We start from the raw sequence: 19,220 nt of genomic DNA, 5'->3' as shown, positions 1-19,220 counted from the left end.
ACAGCCATGAAGATCCTGCACACCTCCGACTGGCACGTCGGCAAGGTACTCAAGGGACAGTCCCGGGCCGAGGAGCACAAGCAGGTGCTCGCCGGGGTGATCGAGATCGCCCACGCCGAACGCCCCGACCTGGTCATCGTCGCCGGTGACCTCTACGACACCGCCGCCCCCGGCCCCGAGGCGACCCGGCTGGTCACCCGGGCGCTGACCGCGCTGCGGCGGACCGGGGCCGACGTGGTGGCGATCGGCGGCAACCACGACAACGGCCAGGCCCTCGACGCGCTGCGTCCCTGGGCGGAGGCGGCCGGCATCACCCTGCGCGGCGGGGTCCGGGAGAACCCGGCCGAGCACGTCATCGACGGGGTGACCGCCGGGGGTGAGCGGTGGCAGCTCGCCGCGCTGCCCTTCCTCTCCCAGCGGTACGCCGTCCGCGCGGTGGAGATGTACGAGCTGACCGCCGCCGAGGCCACCCAGACGTACGCCGACCACCTCGGCCGGGTGCTGGCGAAGCTGACCGAGGGCTTCACCGAGCCGGACCGGGTGCACCTGGTCACCGCCCATCTCACCGTGGTCGGCGCGAGCACCGGCGGCGGTGAACGGGACGCGCACACCGTCCTCGGGTACGCGGTGCCCGCGTCGGTCTTCCCGGGCACCGCGCACTACGTGGCCCTCGGCCACCTGCACCGCTCGCAGCGGGTGATCGGCCCCTGCCCGGTGCGTTACAGCGGCAGCCCGCTCGCGGTCGATTTCGGCGAGCAGGAGAACGTCTGCTCGGTGACCCTGGTCGAGGTGGGCGCGCACTCCGCCGCCCGGATCCGGGAGGTTCCGGTGTCGGCGGCGGTGCCGCTGCGCACGGTCCGCGGCACCCTCGCCCAGCTCGCCGAGGCGACCCCGCCGGAGGGCTGGCTGCGGGTGTTCGTCCGCGAGCAGCCCCGGGCCGGCCTGCGGGAGGAGGTGCAGGAGCTGTTCCCCCGCGCACTGGAGATCCGGATCGACCCGGAACTGCTGCCGGCCCCGGGCAGTGGCACCCGGGTCGCCCAGCGGGCCGGCCGCTCCCCCCGCGAGCTGTTCGCCGACTACCTGGGCAGCCGGGGCCACGACGACGACGGGGTCCGCGACCTCTTCGACGAGCTGCTGGAGGAGGTGGAGCGCTGATGCGACCGATGCGGCTGGACCTGGCCGGCTTCACCGTCTTCCGCGACGAGACCACCGTCGACTTCACCGACGCCGACTTCTTCGCCCTGGTCGGGCCGACCGGCTCGGGCAAGTCGACGGTGCTGGACGCGATCTGCTTCGTCCTCTACGGCTCGGTACCCCGCTGGGGCGGTACCCGGGGGCTGGCCAACGCGCTCGCCCCCTCGGCGGTGGAGGCCCGGGTCCGGCTGGTCTTCGAGTCGGCCGGCGACCGGTACGTGGCGACCCGGGTGGTCCGCCGGGACGGCCGGGGCGCGGTCAAGACCGCCAACGCGGGGTTGCAGCTGATGCCGCCCGGGTTCGACATCACCAAGCTGGACACCGGGCTCAGCCCGGAGGACCTGGGCGAGGTGCTCGCCGGCACACCGGCCGAGATGGACGGTGCCGTGCTGGAGGCGGTCGGGCTGCCGTACGAGCAGTTCACCTCCTGCGTGGTGCTGCCGCAGGGTCAGTTCGCGGACTTCCTGCACGCCAAGCCGGCCACCCGGCAGCAGATCCTGGTCAACCTGCTCGGCCTCGGGGTCTACGAGGACGTGCAGAAGCGGGCCACCGAGCGGGCCGGGCAGGCCGAGGCGAAGCTGACGGCGGTCGCCCGGGTGCTCGACGGGCTGACCGACGTCGACGACGCGACGCTGGCCGCCGCGTCCGCCCGGGTCGACCGGATCCGGGAGCTGTCCGGGGCGGTCGCGGCGGCCGTACCGGAGCGGGACCGGGCCCGGGCGGCGGCGCGCGAGGCCACGGCGACGCTGGCCGCGCTCGACGCCGACCTGGCCGGGCTGGCCGGGGTGCGCGCACCGGCCGGGGTGGCCGAGGTGGCCCGCGCGGTGAGCACCGCCCGGGAGGCGGTCGACGGGGCGGGCCGCGCGGTGGCGCTGGCCGAGGAGCGGGAGGAGAAGCTCCGCGGCGAGCTGGCCGGCGCGGGTGACGAGAGCGCGCTGCGGCTGCTGCTGCGGGCGCACGCCGACGCGGAGCGGTTGACCGGCGAGGCGGACACCGTCCGGGCGGCGCTGGAGGCGGCGCAGACCGACCACGACCGGGCGGTGGCGGCGCTCGGCGCGGCCCGGGAGGCGGCGGTGCGGGCCGAGGCCGAGCTGGAGGCGGCGTTCCGGGCGCACGAGGAGGCCAAGGCCACCGACCAGGCGGTCGCCTTGCGGGCGCACCTGGTCGACGGCGCGACCTGCCCGGTCTGCGAGCAGCCGGTGCCCCGGGTGCCGGCGGTGCCGGCCGGCTCGGCGGTGGCCGCGGCGACCGCCGCCGGCAAGGCGGCCCGCGCGGCCAGCAGGGCCGCCCAGGCGCTGGTCGACGAGCGGGACGCGGCGGCCCGCGAGCGGGAGCGGGCGCTGGTCCGGATCCGGGCCGAGCACGACCAGCTGCGGGGCCGGCTCACCGAGCTGGCCGGACAGCTCACCGGGGCGGCCACCCCGGCGACGCTACGCGGACAGCTCGCCGAGCACGCCCGGCTGCGGCAGGCGCTGGACGAGGCGGCGGCGGCGGTACGTGGCGGCCGGGACGCCGCCCGCCGGGCCCGGGGTGCGGCGGACGCCGCCGAGGAGCGGCTGCGGGCCGCCTGGCGGGACTTCGACAGCGCCCGGGACGGGCTGGCCCGGTTCGCTCCGCCGGCCGCCGACCGGGACGACGTGGCCGCCGCGTGGACGACCCTGGTCGACTGGGCCAGCGCGCAGGCCGGGCGACGACGGGCCGACCGGGACGGGCTGGTCGACGCGGTGCACGCGGCGCAGTCGGCCGCCGAGGCGGTCGAGGAACGCCTCGGTGCCCTGCTCGACGCCGCCGGGCTACGCCCCGCCGACGACCCGGCGCAGGCGGTCGCGGTGGCCGCCGAGCGGGCCGAGGCCGACCTGCGGCGGATCACCGAACGCCGTGCGCAGGCGCACCAGCTCCGGGAACAGCACGCCGAACACGAGCGGCAGGCGCGTACCGCACGGGCGCTGGCCGGGCACCTGCGGGCCAACAACTTCGAGCGGTGGCTGCTGGCCGAGGCGCTGGACCTGCTGGTCGACGGGGCTTCCCGGATCCTGCGGGAGCTGTCCCAGGGGCAGTACGACCTGGTCCACGACAAGGGCGAGTTCTTCGTCGTCGACCACCACGACGCGGGGCTGCGCCGGGGGGTGCGGACGCTGTCCGGCGGGGAGACCTTCCAGGCGTCGCTGGCCCTGGCGCTGGCCCTGTCCGAGCAGCTCGCCGGGATGTCCACCACGGCGGCCAGCCTGGAGTCGATCGTGTTGGACGAGGGGTTCGGCACCCTCGACGCGGCGACCCTGGACATCGTCGCCGCGACCCTGGAGAGCCTGGCCGCCCGGGGTGACCGGATGGTCGGCGTGGTCACCCACGTGCCGGCGCTGGCCGAACGGATCCCGGTGCGCTTCGAGGTCCGCAAGGACGCCCGCACGGCCCACATCGAACGGACCGGCCGGTGAGCGCGAGGAGTGCAGCGCAGCGGAGCCCCGCAGTTCGCGAACGAACGATCGGACCAGTGAGCGCGAGGAGTGCAGCGCAGCGGAGCCCCGCAGTTCGCGAACGAACGGACCGACCAGTGAGCGGGGCGGTGACGTGACCGGGCCGCAGCTCTTCGTGGACGCCTGGGATCCGTCCTACGGGGCGTCGTTCGAGGCGACCCCGGGCGGGCCGGCGGCACCGAGCAGCACCCAGGTCGACGCCGAGGTGGAGCTGCCGGCGACGGACTGGCGGGCGATCGGTCCGCGCCCCGGGCTGACCGCCCCGGACGTGGTGCTGCTCGTCGACGGGGTGCGCCGGATCGACGCCAGCGTGTGGACGGCCGAGGAGGACGGTGCCTCGTACCCGGGGATCGCCGCCTCGTATGCGGCCGGGGTGGTCCGCTGCGACCTGGAACGCGGCGCGGCGGAGCTGGCCGGGGCGCGGGTGGGCCGGGGCCTGTTCACCGCCAGCCCGTCGGCGCAGGAGGTGCGGTGCGGGCAGGTGCGCTACCCGGTGCACCGGGTCGGCGGCACCGGTGAGCTGAGCAAGCTGCCGGCGGCGGTGCAGGCCCCGCTGACCGCGTTGGAGGTGGCCGTCTCCGACGCGGTCCGCACCGACGGGGACCTGCTGGTGGTGGACGGTCCGCTGCGCGCCCGCCGGCAGTTGCCGCGCACCCTGGGGTACATCAAGACCCAGCACAGCCAGTACCTCGACGCCCGGCTCACCGCCGTGGTCACCGGCCTGGGTTCCGGGCAGCGGTCCCCGGTGTTCCGGCTGGGCACCAGTTGGGGTGGCTGGTCGTGGTACCTGCGGCTGCCGGTGGCGGCGGGCTCCCCGTGGGCCGGCATCGTCCGGCTGGAGTGCTCGCCCGACCTGCCGCCGCAGGACGCGATCGCGTTGGCCGACCTGTCCCTGGTCACCCTGCCGCGGTTCGCCTCCTCGCCGTACAAGGATCCGCGGGCGCCACAGAACCTGGTGCCGATCGCCGGGTTGGAGCGGCGGCTGCGCGGGTTGCTGGGCGACGCGCGGCTGTTGCACCGGGCGTTGACCATGGCCACCCGGAGCAGCGGGGTACACCGCTGATGCGTCATGATCGTGCGGAGTTGTCGGGTCACGGTCACCGGGGAGGCCGCTGATGGGCCGCCGCCGTGGCGACGACCGGATCGTGGTGCCGGTGGACACCGGCCGCGCCGAGCTGGTGCCGGATCCGGACCGGCCCCGTTCCTGGACGCTGCTGCTCGACGACGCCCCGCAGTCACACGTCGATCTGGCCGACCCGACGCACCTGGAGTTCGAGTACGTCCGGCGGCTCGGCGCGGCGCTGGACCTGATCGCCCCACCCGGCGCTCCCCTGCGGGTGCTGCACCTGGGCGGTGGCGCGCTGACCCTGCCCCGGTACGTCCAGGCCACCCGGCCGGGGTCGACGCAACGGGTCGTCGAGGTGGACGGCGCGCTGGTGGAGCTGGTCCGCCGGGAACTGCCCTGGCCGGCCGACCCCCTGCTGCGGGTGCGGGTCGCCGACGCCCGCGTCACCCTGGAGTCGAGCCGGGACGCCGGGTACGACGTGGTGGTCGCCGACGTCTTCGCCGGTGCGCGTACCCCCGCGCACCTGACCAGCGCGGAGTACGCCGGGCAGGTGGCCCGGGTGCTCGCCCCCACCGGCTGGTACCTGGCCAACCTGGCCGACGGGCCGCCGCTGCGGCACACCCGTGCCCAGGTGGCGACCGTCCGATCGGTGCTCCCCCGGGCCGTGCTGGTCGGCGACGCGGCGGTGCTGCGCGGGCGGCGGCACGGCAACCTGGTGCTGGTGGCGGGGCGAGGCGAGCCTCCGGTGCCGGAGCTGACCCGGCGGGCGGCCGGGGACTGGTTCCCGGGCCGGGTGCTGGCCGGCGACGAGCTGGACCGGTTCGTGGCCGGTGCCGCGGTGGTCACCGACGCGGACGCCACCGGCTCGACGCCGCCCCCGCCCGGAATTTTTTCGGTCCGCCGTTGATCCGCAGGGAAGAGCGGTCCGTATCAACGGTCGGCGCCCTCCCCGTGGGCCCGCTGATGTCGGTGGACAGCAGGAGGTCTGGATGAGTGCGGTCGCGGCCGGCTTGCACGGAGAAGTGGTCAGGCCAGGGTGGATGTTCGCCCGGGCGCAGCCGCAGTCACGTGCCTCGAGGTCCAGCCGGGGGGTCGACGCCGGTCCCACCGATCGCCAGAATGGCCCGGTGACTCCGCGACCGGCGCCCGGACGGCACCAGGCTCCGGCCACGACGCCGGAGGCGAGCCACTCCGACCAGCTGGTCCGGCTGCTCTACGCGGAGCACGCCGGCCCGTTGCTGATGTTCGTGATGCGGTTGACCGGTGGTGACCGGCAACGCGCCGAGGACATCGTCCAGGAGACGCTGCTGCGGGCCTGGCGCAACGCACACCGGCTGGGGGTGCAGGGTCAGGGTTCGTTGCGCCCCTGGCTGGTCACGGTGGCCCGGCGGATCGCCATCGACGAGCACCGCAGCGAGCAGGCCCGCCCGCCGGAGACGTACGACCGGGATCTGACGGCGTTCGCCGAGGCGGACAGCACCGACCGGGTGCTGCGCACGATGACGGTGGCGGACGCCCTGCGCACGTTGAGCCAGTCGCACCGGGAGATCCTGGTGGCGACGTACTTCCGCGGCCGGACGGTGCCGGAGGCGGCCGAGGAGCTGGGCCTGCCGCTGGGCACCGCCAAGTCGCGGGTCTACTACGCGCTGCGCGCACTGCGCACGGCCCTACAGGAGAGGGGGGTGACGGAATGAGCCGGGCCGACCACATGGATGTCGCCGCGTACGCGCTCGGCGTCCTGGACGTGCAGGACACCGAACGGTTCGAGGAACACCTCGCGACCTGCTGGGCCTGCGCCGCCGAGTTGGAGACGATGGTCCCGGTGGTGGGGCTGCTCTCCGACATCGACGGCGAGACGATGATGGCGATGGAGCAGACCGCGACGGATCCGCGGCTGCTGGACCGTACCCTGGTCGCGGTCCGCACCCACCGGCGCAAGGCGCGGTTCCGGCAGGTGCTGTCGATGGCCGCCGCGGTGGTGGCGGTCGGCGCGCTCAGCGGTGTCGGGGTGGCCACCTTCGGCGGTACGGGCGGCGGCGACGGCCCGGTAATCGCCGAGCCGAGCCGCTCCGCGCCGGTGGACGGGCCGGCGAGCCCGCAGCCGACCCGGACGGGGCCGGCGGTGGGTGGCACCGAGATCGAGGGCGACCAGTTCGACGCCACCGACGGCAGCACCGGGGTGAAGGCCACCATGTGGCTGGACAGCAAGGAGTACGGCACCTGGATCGGGTTCAACCTGACCCGGCTGCCCGGTCCACGTACCTGCCGGCTGGTGGTGATCCGGAAGAACGACACCACCGAGGTGGTGTCGACCTGGGCGGTGCCGGGGACGGGGTACGGCACCACCGCCAACCCGCAGAATCTCCAGCTGGAGGCGTCCACCTCGGCGCCCCGGGGTGAGATCGCGAAGTTGCAGGTGCAGTCGGTGGACGCCAACGGGGTGGCGAGCCCACTGGTCACCGTCGTCCCCTGAGTCGTCGACCGCCGAAACGGCGTCCCACCCGGTCCGGGTGGGACGCCGTTTCGCGTTTCCGGCCCGGGGGTCGCCTCTGCTGGCGCATACGTACGGCCCGCCGGAACGGTTCAACGAGTCAAATGTGAAATGGCCCACTGTCGATTGTTCAACCTTGACAGTGGACGCTCCGTACTACTCGGTGAACCGCCAAGAATGAGGAGGGCACGTGGCAAAGATCAAGCGGACGACCGTCATCGTCGCGAGCGCGGTGGTCGCACTTACGGCCTGCGCTCCCGCAGGCTACGACGGAGCGAACTCCAGCGTCGCCGAGCCGGTCGCCGTCGCCGCGGCCGAGCCCACCGCGTCGGTCGAGCCGGAGACCTCGGCCTCGCCCGGCGCACCCGGCGCCTCGGGTGCCCCCGCCGCCGACCAGGCGCCACCGCCGGCCAACGTCCAGTTGACCGACCAGCTCGTCGGGAAGAAGATCGCCCGGATGGGCAAGGTCGTGGTGGACCAGGAGGGCTTCATCCTCTACCGCTTCGACAAGGACTCCGACGATCCGCCGTCGTCGAACTGCGTCGACAAGTGCGCGCAGGTCTGGCCGCCCGCGCTGACCGACGGCAACCCGCAGCTCCAGGGCGTCTCCGACGACAAGGTCGGCACCGTCACCCGCCAGGACGGCACCCGCCAGATCACCATCGGTGGCTGGCCGGTCTACCGCTACATCGGCGACAAGAAGGCCGGCCAGTGGAAGGGCCAGGGCGTCGGTGGCACCTGGTTCGTGGTGGACCCGAACGGCAAGAAGAACCTGACCTGCCTGCCGACCGGCACCCCGAAGGCGGTCGCCCCGCCGGCGGCCGGTGACTCGAGTGGCGGCGGGGACTACACCTACTGACCCAGTAGTCAGCCAGGACACGGTGGCCGGTCGCAGTCGGGGAGGGCGTGACCGGCCACCGTCATGAATCGGGACCGTCGACGTACCGGCAACGTCCCTACGGTCCGGCCGCGACGCCGGCCCCACCGGTCGGCGTCGCGGCACCACCCGCCGGAACCTCCCCACCAGCCCCCGGAGCGGACGAGGGCGGTGCCGCGCCACACGCCAGCGGGCGCGGCACCGAAGGTCCCCCCAACCTCGCACCCAACGGTCGCTCGGGCGACCGGTCCGCCCCGGGACGGAGACACCGCCGACGTGCAGGGCGTCGGCGGTGTCGTCCGTTCCCGCCCCGGTCGGCACGCCCGGCCATGTCCCGGTCGGCACGCCCCGGTCGGCATGCCCCGGCCGTGTCCTGCTCCGCACGCCCGGCCGTGTCCCGGTCGCACGCCCCGCGCGTCCCGGCGGGCAGCGGACGCCGGCCGGGGCAGGGCCGGTGCCGGCCCGGGGCATGGCACAGTGTCGGGGTGACCTGGGACGAACCGGCGGCACGCCGGGTGCTGCGACCGCCGGCCGACTACCGGCTCACCGCCTCCGTCCGGGCGCTCACCTTCAGCCCGTACGACCCGTGTGCCCGGATCGCCGCCGGCACCTTCTGGTGGGCCACCCGCACCCCTGCCGGAGCAGCCACCCTGACCCTGCGCCCCGAGGGCGGGGAGCTGATCGCCGAGGGCCACGGGCCGGGCGCCGACTGGGTGGTCGAACGGGCCGACGCGGTCGCCGGTCTGCGCGACGACCTGACCGGGTTCGCCGAGCTGGCCGCCGCGCATCCGGTGGTGGCCGAGGTGGCCGCCCGGCACCGGGGACTACGGATGCCCGCCACCGGGCAGCTCTTCCCCCGGGTGCTCCGGGCGGTGTTCGAACAGAAGGTCACCGGCCAGGAGGCCTACCGGGCGTACGCGGCGACCGTACGACACTTCGCCGAGCCCGCCCCCGGACCGTTCGGGCCGCTGCTGCTGCCGCCCGACGCGGCCACCGTGGCGGCGACGCCGTACTGGGTGTTCCACCGGTTCGGGGTGGAACAGCGCCGGGCCGACACGCTGCGCCGGGCGGCCGCCCTGGCCGACCGGCTGGAACGCTGCGCCGACAGCGCCGAGGCGACCCGACGGCTCACCGCGATCCCCGGCATCGGCCCGTGGACCGCCGCGGAGGTGGTCCGGATCGGGTACGGCGACCCGGACGCGGTCAGCGTCGGCGACTACCACGTGCCGAACACGGTGGCCTGGGCGCTCGCCGGGGAGGCCCGGGGCGACGACGCCCGGATGCTCGCCCTGCTCGCCCCGTTCCGGGGGCACCGGGGCCGGGTCTGCCTGCTGCTGGCCGCCGCCGGGATCCAGGCACCCCGGTTCGGTCCCCGGATGCCGGTCCGCTCCTTCGCCCGGTTCTGACCCGGGTCTCCCCCACCGGCGGAGCCGGCCCGGTACGGCCACCGGCGGAGCCGGCCCCCGGGCGGTCAGCGAGGGCGCCGGTCCGGATGACTACCGGCGAGGCCGACGGCGGGTCACCGGCAGAGCCGGCGCAGGGTGCGGGCCAGCCAGCGGGCGTACCCCTGCTGGACGGCGCGACCGGCCGGGCCGGCAGCGGCCAGGTACCAGCGGTCCGGCCGGCTGAACGCGGTGACCTCGAAGCTGACCCCGCCCTCGGCGTCGCACCGGACCAGGAACGCCTCCTCGCCGCGTTCCGGGTGGCCGGGCAGGGTGCCGTAGCCGAAGCCGGCCTCCCGGTCGCCCTCGACCGTCCAGACCACCTCGCACGGCCCCCACACCCGCAGCGGTCCCACCCCGAGCCCGGGGGTGACCCGCACGCCGGGGGCGGCCCGCAGCGCGTCGGTGCGCATCCGAACCCCGGCCGCCCGGTGCAGCCGCCAGCTCAACACGGCCTCGGCGGCGACCAGGAACCGGCCGGGCGGCATCGGGACGGTGTGTCGCAGGTGGTGGTAGCCCGCCGGCAGCGGCCCACGTCGGGTCGCGCCCACCTCGGGGTACGTCAACTCGGACATCCCACCTCCCTGGGGGTCGCCCCCAGCCTAGGGCCGTCGATGCCCGGCGGCGACCCGGCCGGCGGCCGGTGCCGGGCGGTGACCCCGGCCAGCCACCGATGCCGGGCGGCCCGGCCCGGCAGCGGCTCAGCCGGCCTCGCAGCGCTGCCGGAGCCCGTCAGCCTCCAGCCGTAGGTAGCGGCGTACCAGCCGACCACCGAGCCAGCCGGTCAGCATGGCCAGCGGACCGGTGAGCACCAGGACCAGCTCCACCCGGACCCGACCGTCGGGCAACGGCACGATCCGGTGCTCGCCCCGGCTGCGTACCCCGGGCGCGGTGGACTCCCAGACGAAACAGCGGGGCGGGTCGAACTCGGTGACCTGCCAGTACGTCGGACGGAGCCGGGGCTGCTCCAGCCGGGCGGTCGCGCCGAGCGCCAGCGGCCCGGCCTCGCCCCGGCCGGCGGTCCGCACCGAGGCGTTCCACTCCGGCCAGCGCTCGACGTCGGTCTGCACCGCCCAGACCGTGTCGATGTCCGCGTCGATCTCGGTCGTGGTCTCGAACCGCATGCCGCCTCCGTGGCTCCACCGGCGGCGCGCGCCGCACCGCCCGGGTCATGACGAGGCTGCCGCAGCGATCGTGACCGGTCCACCCTTGCGTCGTCGTCCCGACGGGGACGCTCCCGGCCCGCGAAGCTCCCGGCCCGACGACACAGCGGCCCGACGGGGACCGCAAGGGGCTGCGGTGGCCGGGGGACGACCGGACCGGAACGGGACACGCCGGTCGGGGGCGGTGGTGATCTGGCTCACCACTGTCGGTGGCGTCTGGTTGACTGGTCGCCGTGGACCTGCCGATCAACCCACCGGTCGAGCCGATGTTGGCCAGGAGCGTGGCCCGCCTGCCCACCGACCCCGGCCTGACCTACGAGCCCAAGTGGGACGGTTTCCGCTGCATCGTGTTCCGCGACGGCGACGAGGTCGAGCTGGCCAGCCGGGGCGGCAAGTCGATGACCCGGTATTTTCCCGAGGTGGTGGCGCAGGTCCGGGCGCAGCTGCCCGAGCGGTGCGCGGTCGACGGCGAGTTGATCGTGATCCGGCGCGACGGGCCGGGTGGTCAGCCCCGGCTCGACTTCGAACAGCTCGCCCAGCGGATCCATCCGGCCGCCTCCCGGGTGGCCCTGCTCGCCGAGACGACCCCGGCCGACTTCGTCGCCTTCGACCTGCTCGCCCTCGGCGACGAGCTGCTGGTCGACCAGCCCTACCCGGCCCGCCGGGAACGCCTGGTGCGGGCGTTGGCCGGGGTCCGGCCGCCGGTGCACGTCACCCAGGTCACCACCGACGCCGAGACCGCCCGCCGCTGGTTCGAGGTGTTCGAGGGCGCCGGGCTGGACGGGTTGATCGTCAAGCCGGCCGACCTGCCCTACCAGCCGGGCAAGCGACTGATGGCCAAGGTCAAGCACGCCCGTACCGCCGACGTGGTGGTGGCCGGTTTCCGCTGGCACAAGTCGGGGCCGGTGGTCGGTTCGCTGCTGCTCGGCCTGTACGACGACGCCGGGGTGCTGCACCACGTCGGGGTGAGCGCCTCGTTCACCATGGCCCGCCGGCAGGAGCTGCTCGACGAGCTGGCCCCCTACCGGGAGGGTGTCGACGCTCATCCGTGGGTGCACGGCGACCACGAACGCGGTCAGCGCATCCCCGGCGGGGTCAGCCGTTGGACGGGCACCAAGAACCTCGACTGGGTGCCGCTGCGGCCCGAGCTGGTGATGGAGGTCGGCTACGACGCGATGGAGGGCGACCGGTTCCGGCACACCGCCCGGTTCGTCCGCTGGCGGCCCGACCGCGATCCCCGTTCCTGCCGCTACGACCAGCTCGACCGCCCGGTGCGGTTCGACGTCGACCAGGTGCTCGGGGGCGACCCGGCGGCGACCGTGCCGCCGGAGGCCGGCGCCCCGGCGTAGCCTGGCTGTCACACGATCATGGAGGCTCGCTGGTGACCCGCACTGCCCACCGGATCCGCCGGATCCGGCTCACCCTGGCCGGGCTGCTCGCGGGCGCGCTGCTCGCCACCGGATGCACGCTGCCGGCGTTCGCCCCGCGCGCCGAGGACTCCGCGGCCTCGGCCCCCGGCGACGGACCCACCTGGCGGGCCTGCCCCGAGGTCGCCGACGACCTGGTCGGTCGGGGCGCTGCGGGCATGCGCTACGAGTGCGCCCGGATCACCGTGCCCCGCAACTGGGGCACCGGCACGGGGGCGACCGCCGGGCCGGGCAGCGGCGAGACCTTCGAGATCGCGCTGCTGCGGGTCCGCTCCGGCAAGCAGCGGGACCGGGTCGGCTCCCTGGTCATCAACCCGGGCGGACCGGGCGGGTCCGGTGTGGACACCGCCGTCTACCTGTCCTTCGGGCCGTCCTTCGGCGGGCTGCCCACCGCGATCACCGACCGGTTCGACATCGTCGGCTTCGACCCGCGCGGGGTGTCCCGGTCCAGCCCGGTGAAGTGCATCTCCGACGCCGACCTCGACGCCAGCTTCGGCTACGACCCCGATCCGCGCAGCCAGCAGTCGTTCGACGGCTACCAGGCGCTCAACCGGCGGATCGGCCGGGGCTGCGGTGACCGGTACGGCGACCAGCTCCCGCTCTACGGCACCGAGCAGGCCGCCCGGGACATGGACGCGGTCCGGGCCGCCGTCGGCGACGACAAGCTCACCTACCTCGGTTACTCCTACGGCACCCTGCTCGGTGCGACCTACGCCCAGCTCTACCCGCAGCGGGTCCGGGCGCTGGTGCTCGACGGCGCGGTCGACCCCCGGCAGCAGCTGGTGGCCGGGTCGGAGAGCCAGGCCCGGGGCTTCGAGCGGGCTTTCGACAACTTCGACCGGTGGTGCGCGGCGAACGCCGGGCGGTGTCCGATCGCCCCGGACGCCCGGGGCGCGGTGACCGCGGCGATCGACAAGGCGAAGGTCTCCCCCGTCCGCGGGGCCGACGGGCGCGAGGCGACCTCGGGCTGGGTCTTCTACGCGGTGATCTCCTCGCTCTACACCGAATCGGGCTGGCAGGAACTGGCCCGCGCGATCGACCGGCTCGACGAGGGCGACCCGGCCGACGTGTTCAAGCTCGCCGACGCGTACGCCGGGCGGGGCGAGGACGGACGCTACTCCAACCTCTTCGACGCCAACCTGGCCGTCAACTGCGCCGACGAGACCGAGAAGCCCTCCGTCGCGCAGATCCGCGACCTGCAGTCCCAGTGGCGGCAGAAGTACCCGCTGTTCGGTCCGGCCCTGGCGGTGGGGATGTTCGGCTGCGTCGAGTGGCCGGGCGGACGGGATCCGTACCCCACCGGGCGGGCCGACGGGGCACCGCCGATCGTGGTGGTGGGCACCACCGGCGACCCGGCCACCCCGTACGAGCAGACCGCCCGGTTGGCCGACATGCTGGGGGTCGGCCGGGTGCTCACCTGGGAGGGCGAGGGGCACACCGCCTACCCGCAGACGAGCTGCATCACCGCGGCGGTGGACGCGTACCTGATCTCGCTGACCGTTCCCCGGGAAGGGCTGCGCTGCCCCGCCGGCTGACCGGGACACAACGGCGGCGGCCGGTCAGCGGCGGTTGCGACGACCGCGCAGCCGTTGCCGGACCAGGGTCGCGTGGTCCGGCGGAGCCGGGGCGGGTGGCAATTCCGGCAGCGCGATGCCCTGCCGGGCGGCCAGCTCCTCCAGCAGTGCCCGCATCCGGCGGACGTCGTTCTTCAGCTCCTCCTGCTCGACGTGCTCGAAGGCGTCGTCGTCGACGATGAGGCGGCTGGCGAAGTGCGCGGTGATCAGCGGGATGACCAGCAGCACCATGGTGGAGATCAGCAACGCGGCCAGGGTACGTCCCTGCCAGCTGGTCGGCGAGATGTCGCCGTAGCCGACGGTGGAGGCGGTGACCACGGCCCACCAGACGGCGTCGGCGGCGCTGCGGTGCTCCACCTGGCCGTAGATCACGCCGGCCACCACGATCATCAACAGGTACGAGGTGATCAGCGTCCGGGGCGAGTTGGCGAAGTACACCAGGCCCCGGTAGACCCACCGGAAGGGCAACAACAACGGCTCCATGCCGCATCATGCTGCCCCCCGGCCGCCACCTCCGCCCGTCGATCGACCGGGATCGCTGTGACAGGCTCCCGGCCATGACCGACGTGATCCTCCGCGAGGCGGTCCGGGCCGACCTGCCCACCATCCTCGCCCTGCTCGCCGACGACGTGCTCGGCCGGACACGCGAGCACCCGGAGGTGGACGAGGCGTACGAACGGGCCTTCGCCGACATCACCGCCGACCCGCGCAACCAGCAGGTGGTGGCCGAGCGCGCCGGTGAGGTCGTCGGCTGCCTCCAGGTCACCTACATCCCCGGGCTGGGGCGGCACGGCACGGAACGGGCGCTCGTCGAGGCGGTCCGGGTCCGTGCCGACCTGCGCGGTCAGGGGGTGGGCGAGACGATGATGAGCTGGGTGGTCGACCAGGCCCGTCGGCGGGGCTGCGGGTTGGTGCAGCTCACCACCGACAAGTCCCGCACCGGGGCGCACCGCTTCTACCAGCGCCTCGGCTTCGTGGCCAGCCACGAGGGCATGAAGCTCACCCTCTGAGCGCCCAGGTCGGGCCGACGGCGGCACCGGCCGGTCGGCCGGGCCGGCGGTGACGGCAGAGCGGTCGGGCCGACCGTCAGCCTTCCACCAGCCGGCCGTCGCGCAGGGTCAGCGTCCGGTCGGCCATCTCGATCAGGGCCGGATCGTGCGTGGCGACCAGGGCGGTCATCCCCCGGGCGTGCACCACGGCACGGAGCAGATCCATGATCGCCCGGCCGGTCTCGGAGTCGAGCTGGCCGGTCGGCTCGTCGGCGATCAGCAGGTCGGGTTCGTTGGCCAGGGCGCGGGCCACGGCGACCCGCTGCTGCTGCCCACCGGACAGCTCGTACGGCCGCTGCCGGGCGTGACCGCCCAGGCCGACCAGTTCCAGCAGCACCGCCACCCGCTGTTCGCGTTCCGCCGCGGGAACCCGGGCCAGCCGCAACGGCACCCCGACGTTCTCCGCCGCCGACAGGATCGGCACCAGCCCGAAGGTCTGGAACACGAAGCCGACGGTGCCCCGGCGCAGCCGCAACAGCTCGGCCTCCCCGGCACCGGTCACGTCCTGCCCGGCCACCCGCACCCGGCCGGTGTCCGGCCGGTCCAGGCCGCCGACCAGGTTGAGCAGGGTGGTCTTGCCGGCACCCGAACGGCCCCGCACCGCCACCAGTTCGCCCCGGTCGGCGGTGAAGGAGACCTCCTGGACGGCGTGCACCGCGCGCCGCCCCCGGCCGAACGTCCGGCTCACCCCCTCGACCCGTACCACCTCGTCGGTGACCGCCCCGGCCCGCACAGCGGAGACCCGCTCGCTCATACCTCACTCCCCTCCTGCGCCGGCGTCCGGTCGCCGGGGCGGACCTGCACGTGGTCCGGTTCGAGGTCGAGGCGGACCCGGTCCCGCAGCGACAGGGCCGCCACGAAGGAGGCCGGTAGCTGCATCCGGCCGGTCCGGTCCAGCACCGCGTACTCCTCGCTGACCAGCTCGGTGCTGCCGTCGGCGCCGATCCGCGCGGTCCGGCGTACCTCCGAGGCGGTCCGGCCGTCGCGGATCGCCACGGTCCGGCGGACCTGGCCGGCGACGGCGTGGTCGTGGGTGACCACCACCACGGTCACGCCCAGCTCGGCGTTGATGGTGCGCAGCGCCGCGAAGACCTCGGCACCGGTCGCCTCGTCCAGCTCACCGGTCGGCTCGTCGGCGAAGAGCACCTCCGGGTCGTTGGCCACCGCCACCGCCACCGCGCAGCGCTGCTGCTCACCGCCGCTGAGCTGGCCGGGACGCCGGTCCGCGCAGCTCCCCACCCCGACGAGTTCCAGCAGCTCATCGGCCCGTCGCCGCCGCGCCGGGCCGCCACCGCCGCGCCGGGCCAGCCGCATCGGCAGCTCCACGTTCTCCCGGGCGGTCAGGTACGGCAGCAGGTTCCGGCCGGTCTGCTGCCAGACGAATCCGACGGTGTGCCGCCGGTAGCGCAACCGACGGCGGGCGGAGAGCGCCAGCAGGTCGTAGTCGGCCACCCGGGCGATCCCGGCGGTGGGGGTGTCCAGCCCGGAGAGGATGTTGAGCAGGGTCGACTTGCCCGACCCGGAGGCCCCGACGATCGCCACCAGTTCACCGCGGTCGATCACCAGGTCGAGCCCCTGGAGGGCGACCACCTCGACCCCTTCGGTCTTGAAGATCCGGACCAGGCCGTCGCAGACGATGTGCCCCCGCAGCCGGTCCTGCCCACCGGCCCGGTCGGCCGCCCGTTCGGCCGCCCGGCGCTGCAGCTCCGCCAGGTCGGGCACGACGGGATTCTCCGCGGTCGTGGTCATCTCAGCTCTCCTCTCCGAGCCGGAGCACCTCGCCGAGGCGCATCCGACGGTTGTTCAGGGCCTCCACCGCCATGGCGAAGCCCAGCGCGACCGCGCCGAGCCCGACCGTGGCGGCGACCAGACCGGGCGCGAAGCCCACCCGTACCGCCGCGCCGCTGGTGAACGCGGCGAGCCCGAGCAGCGGGGTGAGCAGCACCGGCAGCAGCACCCCGACCAGCGCGCCGGTCAGCACCGACACCCCGACCAGCGGGGCCAGCTCCACCAGCAGCAGTCCCCGCCACTGCCGGCGGGACAGGCCCAGGGTGCGCAGCCGGGACAGCACCGCGCCCCGGGCGCGGGCCCCGGACAGCACGGTGAAGGCGATGGCGAGCAGCGCCAGCACCCCGCCGGCCACCGCACCGGCGGTGAACCCGAACGCCAGCAGCCCGTTCGCGCCGCCGCCGCCCAGCCGCAGCCGGGTCTGCGACCAGGTCTCCACCGCCACGCTCCGGGGCCGTTCCCGGCCGGTCACCGCGCCACCGCTCTGGTAGCGGTGTTGGCCCTCGTCCCCGGCCTGACGCAGCAGCCCGGTGTCGAGGCGGTCGCCGGCCAGCAGGAAGCCGGTGGGCACCGGTGGACTGTTCCGTGCGGGCAGCGCCTGCCAGGGCAGCACCACGTACCGCTCGGTGTCCGGTCGGGCCAGCGGGAAGTCGGCGACGGTCCGGGCGGGCGTGAACTCGTACCGCTGGCCCTGCACGGTGACGAAGGCGGACCGCAGGCCGGCGGCCGACAGGTCGGCGGCGACCGCCGGGGAGACCACCGCCGGCAGCGGACCGGCGCCCGGTCGGGCGTCGCGCAGCGGGCCGGGCACCGGGACGTCCCGGCCGGCGGCCCGCACGGTGCGGTCCAACCCGGGGCCGTCGACCAGCAGCACGCTGGTGTCGCGCAGCCGTGAGTCGGTGCCGTCGGCGTCGGTGGCCAGCCGCTGCGCCGGCTCGTCGGCCAGCCCGGCGACCGCCCCGACCCCGGGCAGCCGCTCCAGCGCCGGGCCGGTGTCGGGGGCGAGCCGGTCCCCCCGGATCAGCGCGTCCGCCGGCACGGCCCGGGTGGCGACGTCGTCCCGGGTGCTCTCGATGCCGGTGGCGACCACGGCGCAGAACGCGGCGGTGGCGACCGCGAGCACCACCACGACCAGCGGGGTGGCCGCCGCCGCCCGGCCGGCACGGGCCGTGCCCAGGAAGGCCACACTGCCCCGGGTACGCGCGGCGAGCCGCCCGACCAGCCGCACCGGCCACGGGTACAGCCGCAGCGCCAGCACCGAGACGGCCACCGCGACCAGCGCCGGCACCGACACCAGCAGGGGGTCGATCTCGCCCGGGGTGAGGCCCCGCCGCCGCAGCAACGCCACCGCGAGCCCGGCCAGCAGCACCAGCGCGGCCTCCGTGGTGGCCCGCCGGGCCGACGGCCGCAGCCGGCCCAGGTCCCGCCGCCCGACCACTCCGGACGGTACGGCCAGCGTCGCCACCGGCAACGCCAGGGTGACCAGGACGGTCGCGCCGACGGCGAGCGGCCCGGTGCCGCCCGGCGTACCGGGCAGCAGGGTGCCGAGCAGCCAGCCGAGCCCGGCGGCGGGCGGGACGACCAGCAGCGACTCGGCGAGGCTGCGCCGCAGGCCGGTGCCGACCCCGCCGCCCCGGGCGCGGATCAGCACGAACTCGGTGCGGCGGCGGCGCACGGCCGACGCGGCGGCCAGCACCACCAGCCCGGCCAGGGTGGCCAGCACCCCGGCGGCGATGACGGCGAGCACGGTCCGCGCCGAGTCGACCGCCCGGTCGAACGCGCGCAGTGGAACGTCGATCCCCTGGGTCACCTGCGGGAAGGCGTCGGCCCGGGCGAGCCGCTGCACGCCGTCGACGAACCGGTCGATCCGCCGGACGTCGATGGCCGCCGCGTCGAGCCGGTACCGCCAGCTGAACGACACCGCCCGCCCCTCGGCGGCCAGCCGGTCCAGCGCGCCGATGGCGACCACTCCGACCAGGACGAACGGCTCGGCGTCCCCCTCCGGCTCGATCACCTGCAGCACCGCGGGCAGGGCGTCCCAGCTGCCGTCGGCCGGGTCGACGGGACGGAACAGCCCCACCACGGTCAGCGGGACGGCCGGCTTCCCGGGGTCGGGGGCGGCGAGCAGGAGCCGGCTGCCGACCCGGAGCTGGAACCGGGCGGCGAGGTCGGCGGGCAGGACGACCTGCACCGGGGCGTCCCCGGCGGCCGACCCGTCCGGCCAGCGCCCGTCGACCAGGGTGGCCGTCGCCTCGATCCCGGGCATGGCGCGCAGGCCCAGCTCCACCAGGTGGTCGCCCCGGGTCAGGTCGGGGCCGGTGACCTGCTCGGCGGTGGTCTGCGCGGTGTACCAGCGGTCCGCCACGGCGGCCCGGACGTCGGCCGGCATCTGCTGCTGGAGCACGTCGAGCTGGCCCGCCTGGCTGCTCGCCGGTGGAGCACCGAGGAAGGGCGGAACGGTGTACGTGAGGTCGCGGCGACCGGCGGGCTCGGCGGCGAGGTGCTCCCGCAGCCCCTGCTCGGCCAGCCGGTTGACCACCCTGGGCACCCCGCCGACCAGCAGGACGATCACCACTGTCAACACGGCCAGCAGCAGGAACTGCCCCCGGTGGGCGCGTACCCGGCGGATCACGGCGCCGATGCTCATCGCTGGTCCTCCCCCGGGCGCGGCGGCC

17 protein-coding genes are annotated in these 19,220 nt (G+C 75.3%); 11 read left to right on the top strand and 6 right to left on the bottom strand.

Annotated features, from left to right (window positions below; translation table 11 throughout):
- The first annotated feature begins 6 nt into the window (after positions 1 to 6).
- The 8 genes from O7612_RS09545 to O7612_RS09510 all read left to right on the top strand — a co-directional run bounded on the left by O7612_RS09545 (position 7) and on the right by O7612_RS09510 (position 9,508).
- Positions 7 to 1,155, top strand: a complete 1,149-nt coding sequence (locus tag O7612_RS09545) for an exonuclease SbcCD subunit D (RefSeq protein ID WP_282272343.1) — start codon at positions 7 to 9, stop codon at positions 1,153 to 1,155.
- Positions 1,155 to 3,629, top strand: a complete 2,475-nt coding sequence (locus tag O7612_RS09540; RefSeq protein WP_282272340.1) for an SMC family ATPase — start codon at positions 1,155 to 1,157, stop codon at positions 3,627 to 3,629. The genes O7612_RS09545 and O7612_RS09540 overlap by 1 nt, the downstream gene beginning before the upstream one ends.
- Before the next feature lie 133 nt (positions 3,630 to 3,762).
- The gene (locus O7612_RS09535) at positions 3,763 to 4,731 is read left to right on the top strand and encodes a hypothetical protein (RefSeq protein ID WP_282272339.1); all 969 of its coding nucleotides are present in this window, start codon (positions 3,763 to 3,765) and stop codon (positions 4,729 to 4,731) included.
- A gap of 52 nt (positions 4,732 to 4,783) precedes the next feature.
- Complete coding sequence (locus tag O7612_RS09530; protein ID WP_282272337.1) at positions 4,784 to 5,641, top strand: fused MFS/spermidine synthase; 858 nt, start codon at positions 4,784 to 4,786, stop codon at positions 5,639 to 5,641.
- 82 nt (positions 5,642 to 5,723) lie between these two features.
- Entirely contained in the window at positions 5,724 to 6,428 is a 705-nt protein-coding gene (locus O7612_RS09525; protein WP_282272335.1) for a sigma-70 family RNA polymerase sigma factor, read from the top strand.
- Positions 6,425 to 7,207 (top strand): zf-HC2 domain-containing protein, encoded by a 783-nt coding sequence (locus O7612_RS09520; protein ID WP_282272333.1) that lies wholly within the window; start codon positions 6,425 to 6,427, stop codon positions 7,205 to 7,207. Before O7612_RS09525 ends, O7612_RS09520 begins: the two co-directional genes overlap by 4 nt.
- A gap of 208 nt (positions 7,208 to 7,415) precedes the next feature.
- Positions 7,416 to 8,084: a hypothetical protein gene (locus O7612_RS09515; RefSeq protein ID WP_282272331.1), complete on the top strand. Its 669-nt coding sequence runs from the start codon at positions 7,416 to 7,418 to the stop codon at positions 8,082 to 8,084.
- 503 nt (positions 8,085 to 8,587) lie between these two features.
- Positions 8,588 to 9,508, top strand: a complete 921-nt coding sequence (locus tag O7612_RS09510; protein WP_282272329.1) for a DNA-3-methyladenine glycosylase 2 family protein — start codon at positions 8,588 to 8,590, stop codon at positions 9,506 to 9,508.
- Positions 9,509 to 9,621: 113 nt separating this feature from the next.
- Here O7612_RS09510 and O7612_RS09505 read toward each other — a convergent pair whose 3' ends face one another.
- Together O7612_RS09505 and O7612_RS09500 are read right to left on the bottom strand one after the other, a co-directional pair.
- A complete protein-coding gene (locus O7612_RS09505; RefSeq protein WP_282272327.1) occupies positions 9,622 to 10,119 on the bottom strand; it encodes a DUF1990 domain-containing protein in 498 nt (165 codons plus the stop codon).
- A gap of 126 nt (positions 10,120 to 10,245) precedes the next feature.
- A complete protein-coding gene (locus tag O7612_RS09500) occupies positions 10,246 to 10,668 on the bottom strand; it encodes an SRPBCC family protein (RefSeq protein WP_282272325.1) in 423 nt (140 codons plus the stop codon).
- Positions 10,669 to 10,940: 272 nt separating this feature from the next.
- On the opposite strand from O7612_RS09500, the gene O7612_RS09495 reads away from it, so the two are divergent.
- Positions 10,941 to 12,056, top strand: a complete 1,116-nt coding sequence (locus tag O7612_RS09495; protein ID WP_282272323.1) for an ATP-dependent DNA ligase — start codon at positions 10,941 to 10,943, stop codon at positions 12,054 to 12,056.
- Between the two features lie 32 nt (positions 12,057 to 12,088).
- Positions 12,089 to 13,669, top strand: coding sequence for an alpha/beta hydrolase (locus O7612_RS09490; RefSeq protein WP_282272321.1), 1,581 nt, complete (start codon positions 12,089 to 12,091; stop codon positions 13,667 to 13,669).
- Between the two features lie 24 nt (positions 13,670 to 13,693).
- On the opposite strand, the gene O7612_RS09485 is transcribed toward O7612_RS09490, so the two are convergent.
- Positions 13,694 to 14,191, bottom strand: coding sequence for a potassium channel family protein (locus O7612_RS09485; protein WP_282272319.1), 498 nt, complete (start codon positions 14,189 to 14,191; stop codon positions 13,694 to 13,696).
- 74 nt (positions 14,192 to 14,265) lie between these two features.
- On the opposite strand from O7612_RS09485, the gene O7612_RS09480 reads away from it, so the two are divergent.
- Entirely contained in the window at positions 14,266 to 14,718 is a 453-nt protein-coding gene (locus O7612_RS09480) for a GNAT family N-acetyltransferase (protein ID WP_067307460.1), read from the top strand.
- A 76-nt stretch (positions 14,719 to 14,794) separates the two neighbouring features.
- Here the strand turns inward: O7612_RS09480 and O7612_RS09475 are convergent, their stop codons facing one another.
- The 3 genes from O7612_RS09475 to O7612_RS09465 are packed head-to-tail and all read right to left on the bottom strand — an operon-like array spanning position 14,795 to position 19,192.
- Positions 14,795 to 15,511, bottom strand: a complete 717-nt coding sequence (locus O7612_RS09475) for an ABC transporter ATP-binding protein (RefSeq protein ID WP_282272316.1) — start codon at positions 15,509 to 15,511, stop codon at positions 14,795 to 14,797.
- Entirely contained in the window at positions 15,508 to 16,506 is a 999-nt protein-coding gene (locus tag O7612_RS09470) for an ABC transporter ATP-binding protein (RefSeq protein ID WP_282272314.1), read from the bottom strand. The genes O7612_RS09475 and O7612_RS09470 overlap by 4 nt, the downstream gene beginning before the upstream one ends.
- 1 nt (position 16,507) lies before the next feature.
- The gene (locus O7612_RS09465) at positions 16,508 to 19,192 is read right to left on the bottom strand and encodes an FtsX-like permease family protein (RefSeq protein WP_282272312.1); all 2,685 of its coding nucleotides are present in this window, start codon (positions 19,190 to 19,192) and stop codon (positions 16,508 to 16,510) included.
- Between the last annotated feature and the right edge of the window lie 28 nt (positions 19,193 to 19,220).

The sequence above is a fragment of the Micromonospora sp. WMMD987 genome (genome assembly GCF_029581435.1).
GTDB classification, from domain to species: Bacteria; Actinomycetota; Actinomycetes; order Mycobacteriales; family Micromonosporaceae; genus Micromonospora; species Micromonospora rifamycinica.
Note: the sequence above shows the minus strand (reverse complement) of the source record. Positions and strands in the feature narration are given on the sequence as shown.

What these genes read in the sequence shown, in the direction of transcription:
- O7612_RS09520 (WP_282272333.1), top strand. Translation starts at nt 6,425, where the DNA reads ATGAGCCGGGCCGACCACATGGATGTCGCCGCGTACGCGCTCGGCGTC.
- O7612_RS09465 (WP_282272312.1), bottom strand. Translation starts at nt 19,192, where the DNA reads ATGAGCATCGGCGCCGTGATCCGCCGGGTACGCGCCCACCGGGGGCAG.
- O7612_RS09470 (WP_282272314.1), bottom strand. Translation starts at nt 16,506, where the DNA reads ATGACCACGACCGCGGAGAATCCCGTCGTGCCCGACCTGGCGGAGCTG.
- O7612_RS09475 (WP_282272316.1), bottom strand. Translation starts at nt 15,511, where the DNA reads ATGAGCGAGCGGGTCTCCGCTGTGCGGGCCGGGGCGGTCACCGACGAG.
- O7612_RS09540 (WP_282272340.1), top strand. Translation starts at nt 1,155, where the DNA reads ATGCGACCGATGCGGCTGGACCTGGCCGGCTTCACCGTCTTCCGCGAC.
- O7612_RS09525 (WP_282272335.1), top strand. Translation starts at nt 5,724, where the DNA reads ATGAGTGCGGTCGCGGCCGGCTTGCACGGAGAAGTGGTCAGGCCAGGG.
- O7612_RS09530 (WP_282272337.1), top strand. Translation starts at nt 4,784, where the DNA reads ATGGGCCGCCGCCGTGGCGACGACCGGATCGTGGTGCCGGTGGACACC.
- O7612_RS09505 (WP_282272327.1), bottom strand. Translation starts at nt 10,119, where the DNA reads ATGTCCGAGTTGACGTACCCCGAGGTGGGCGCGACCCGACGTGGGCCG.
- O7612_RS09485 (WP_282272319.1), bottom strand. Translation starts at nt 14,191, where the DNA reads ATGGAGCCGTTGTTGTTGCCCTTCCGGTGGGTCTACCGGGGCCTGGTG.
- O7612_RS09545 (WP_282272343.1), top strand. Translation starts at nt 7, where the DNA reads ATGAAGATCCTGCACACCTCCGACTGGCACGTCGGCAAGGTACTCAAG.
- O7612_RS09500 (WP_282272325.1), bottom strand. Translation starts at nt 10,668, where the DNA reads ATGCGGTTCGAGACCACGACCGAGATCGACGCGGACATCGACACGGTC.
- O7612_RS09480 (WP_067307460.1), top strand. Translation starts at nt 14,266, where the DNA reads ATGACCGACGTGATCCTCCGCGAGGCGGTCCGGGCCGACCTGCCCACC.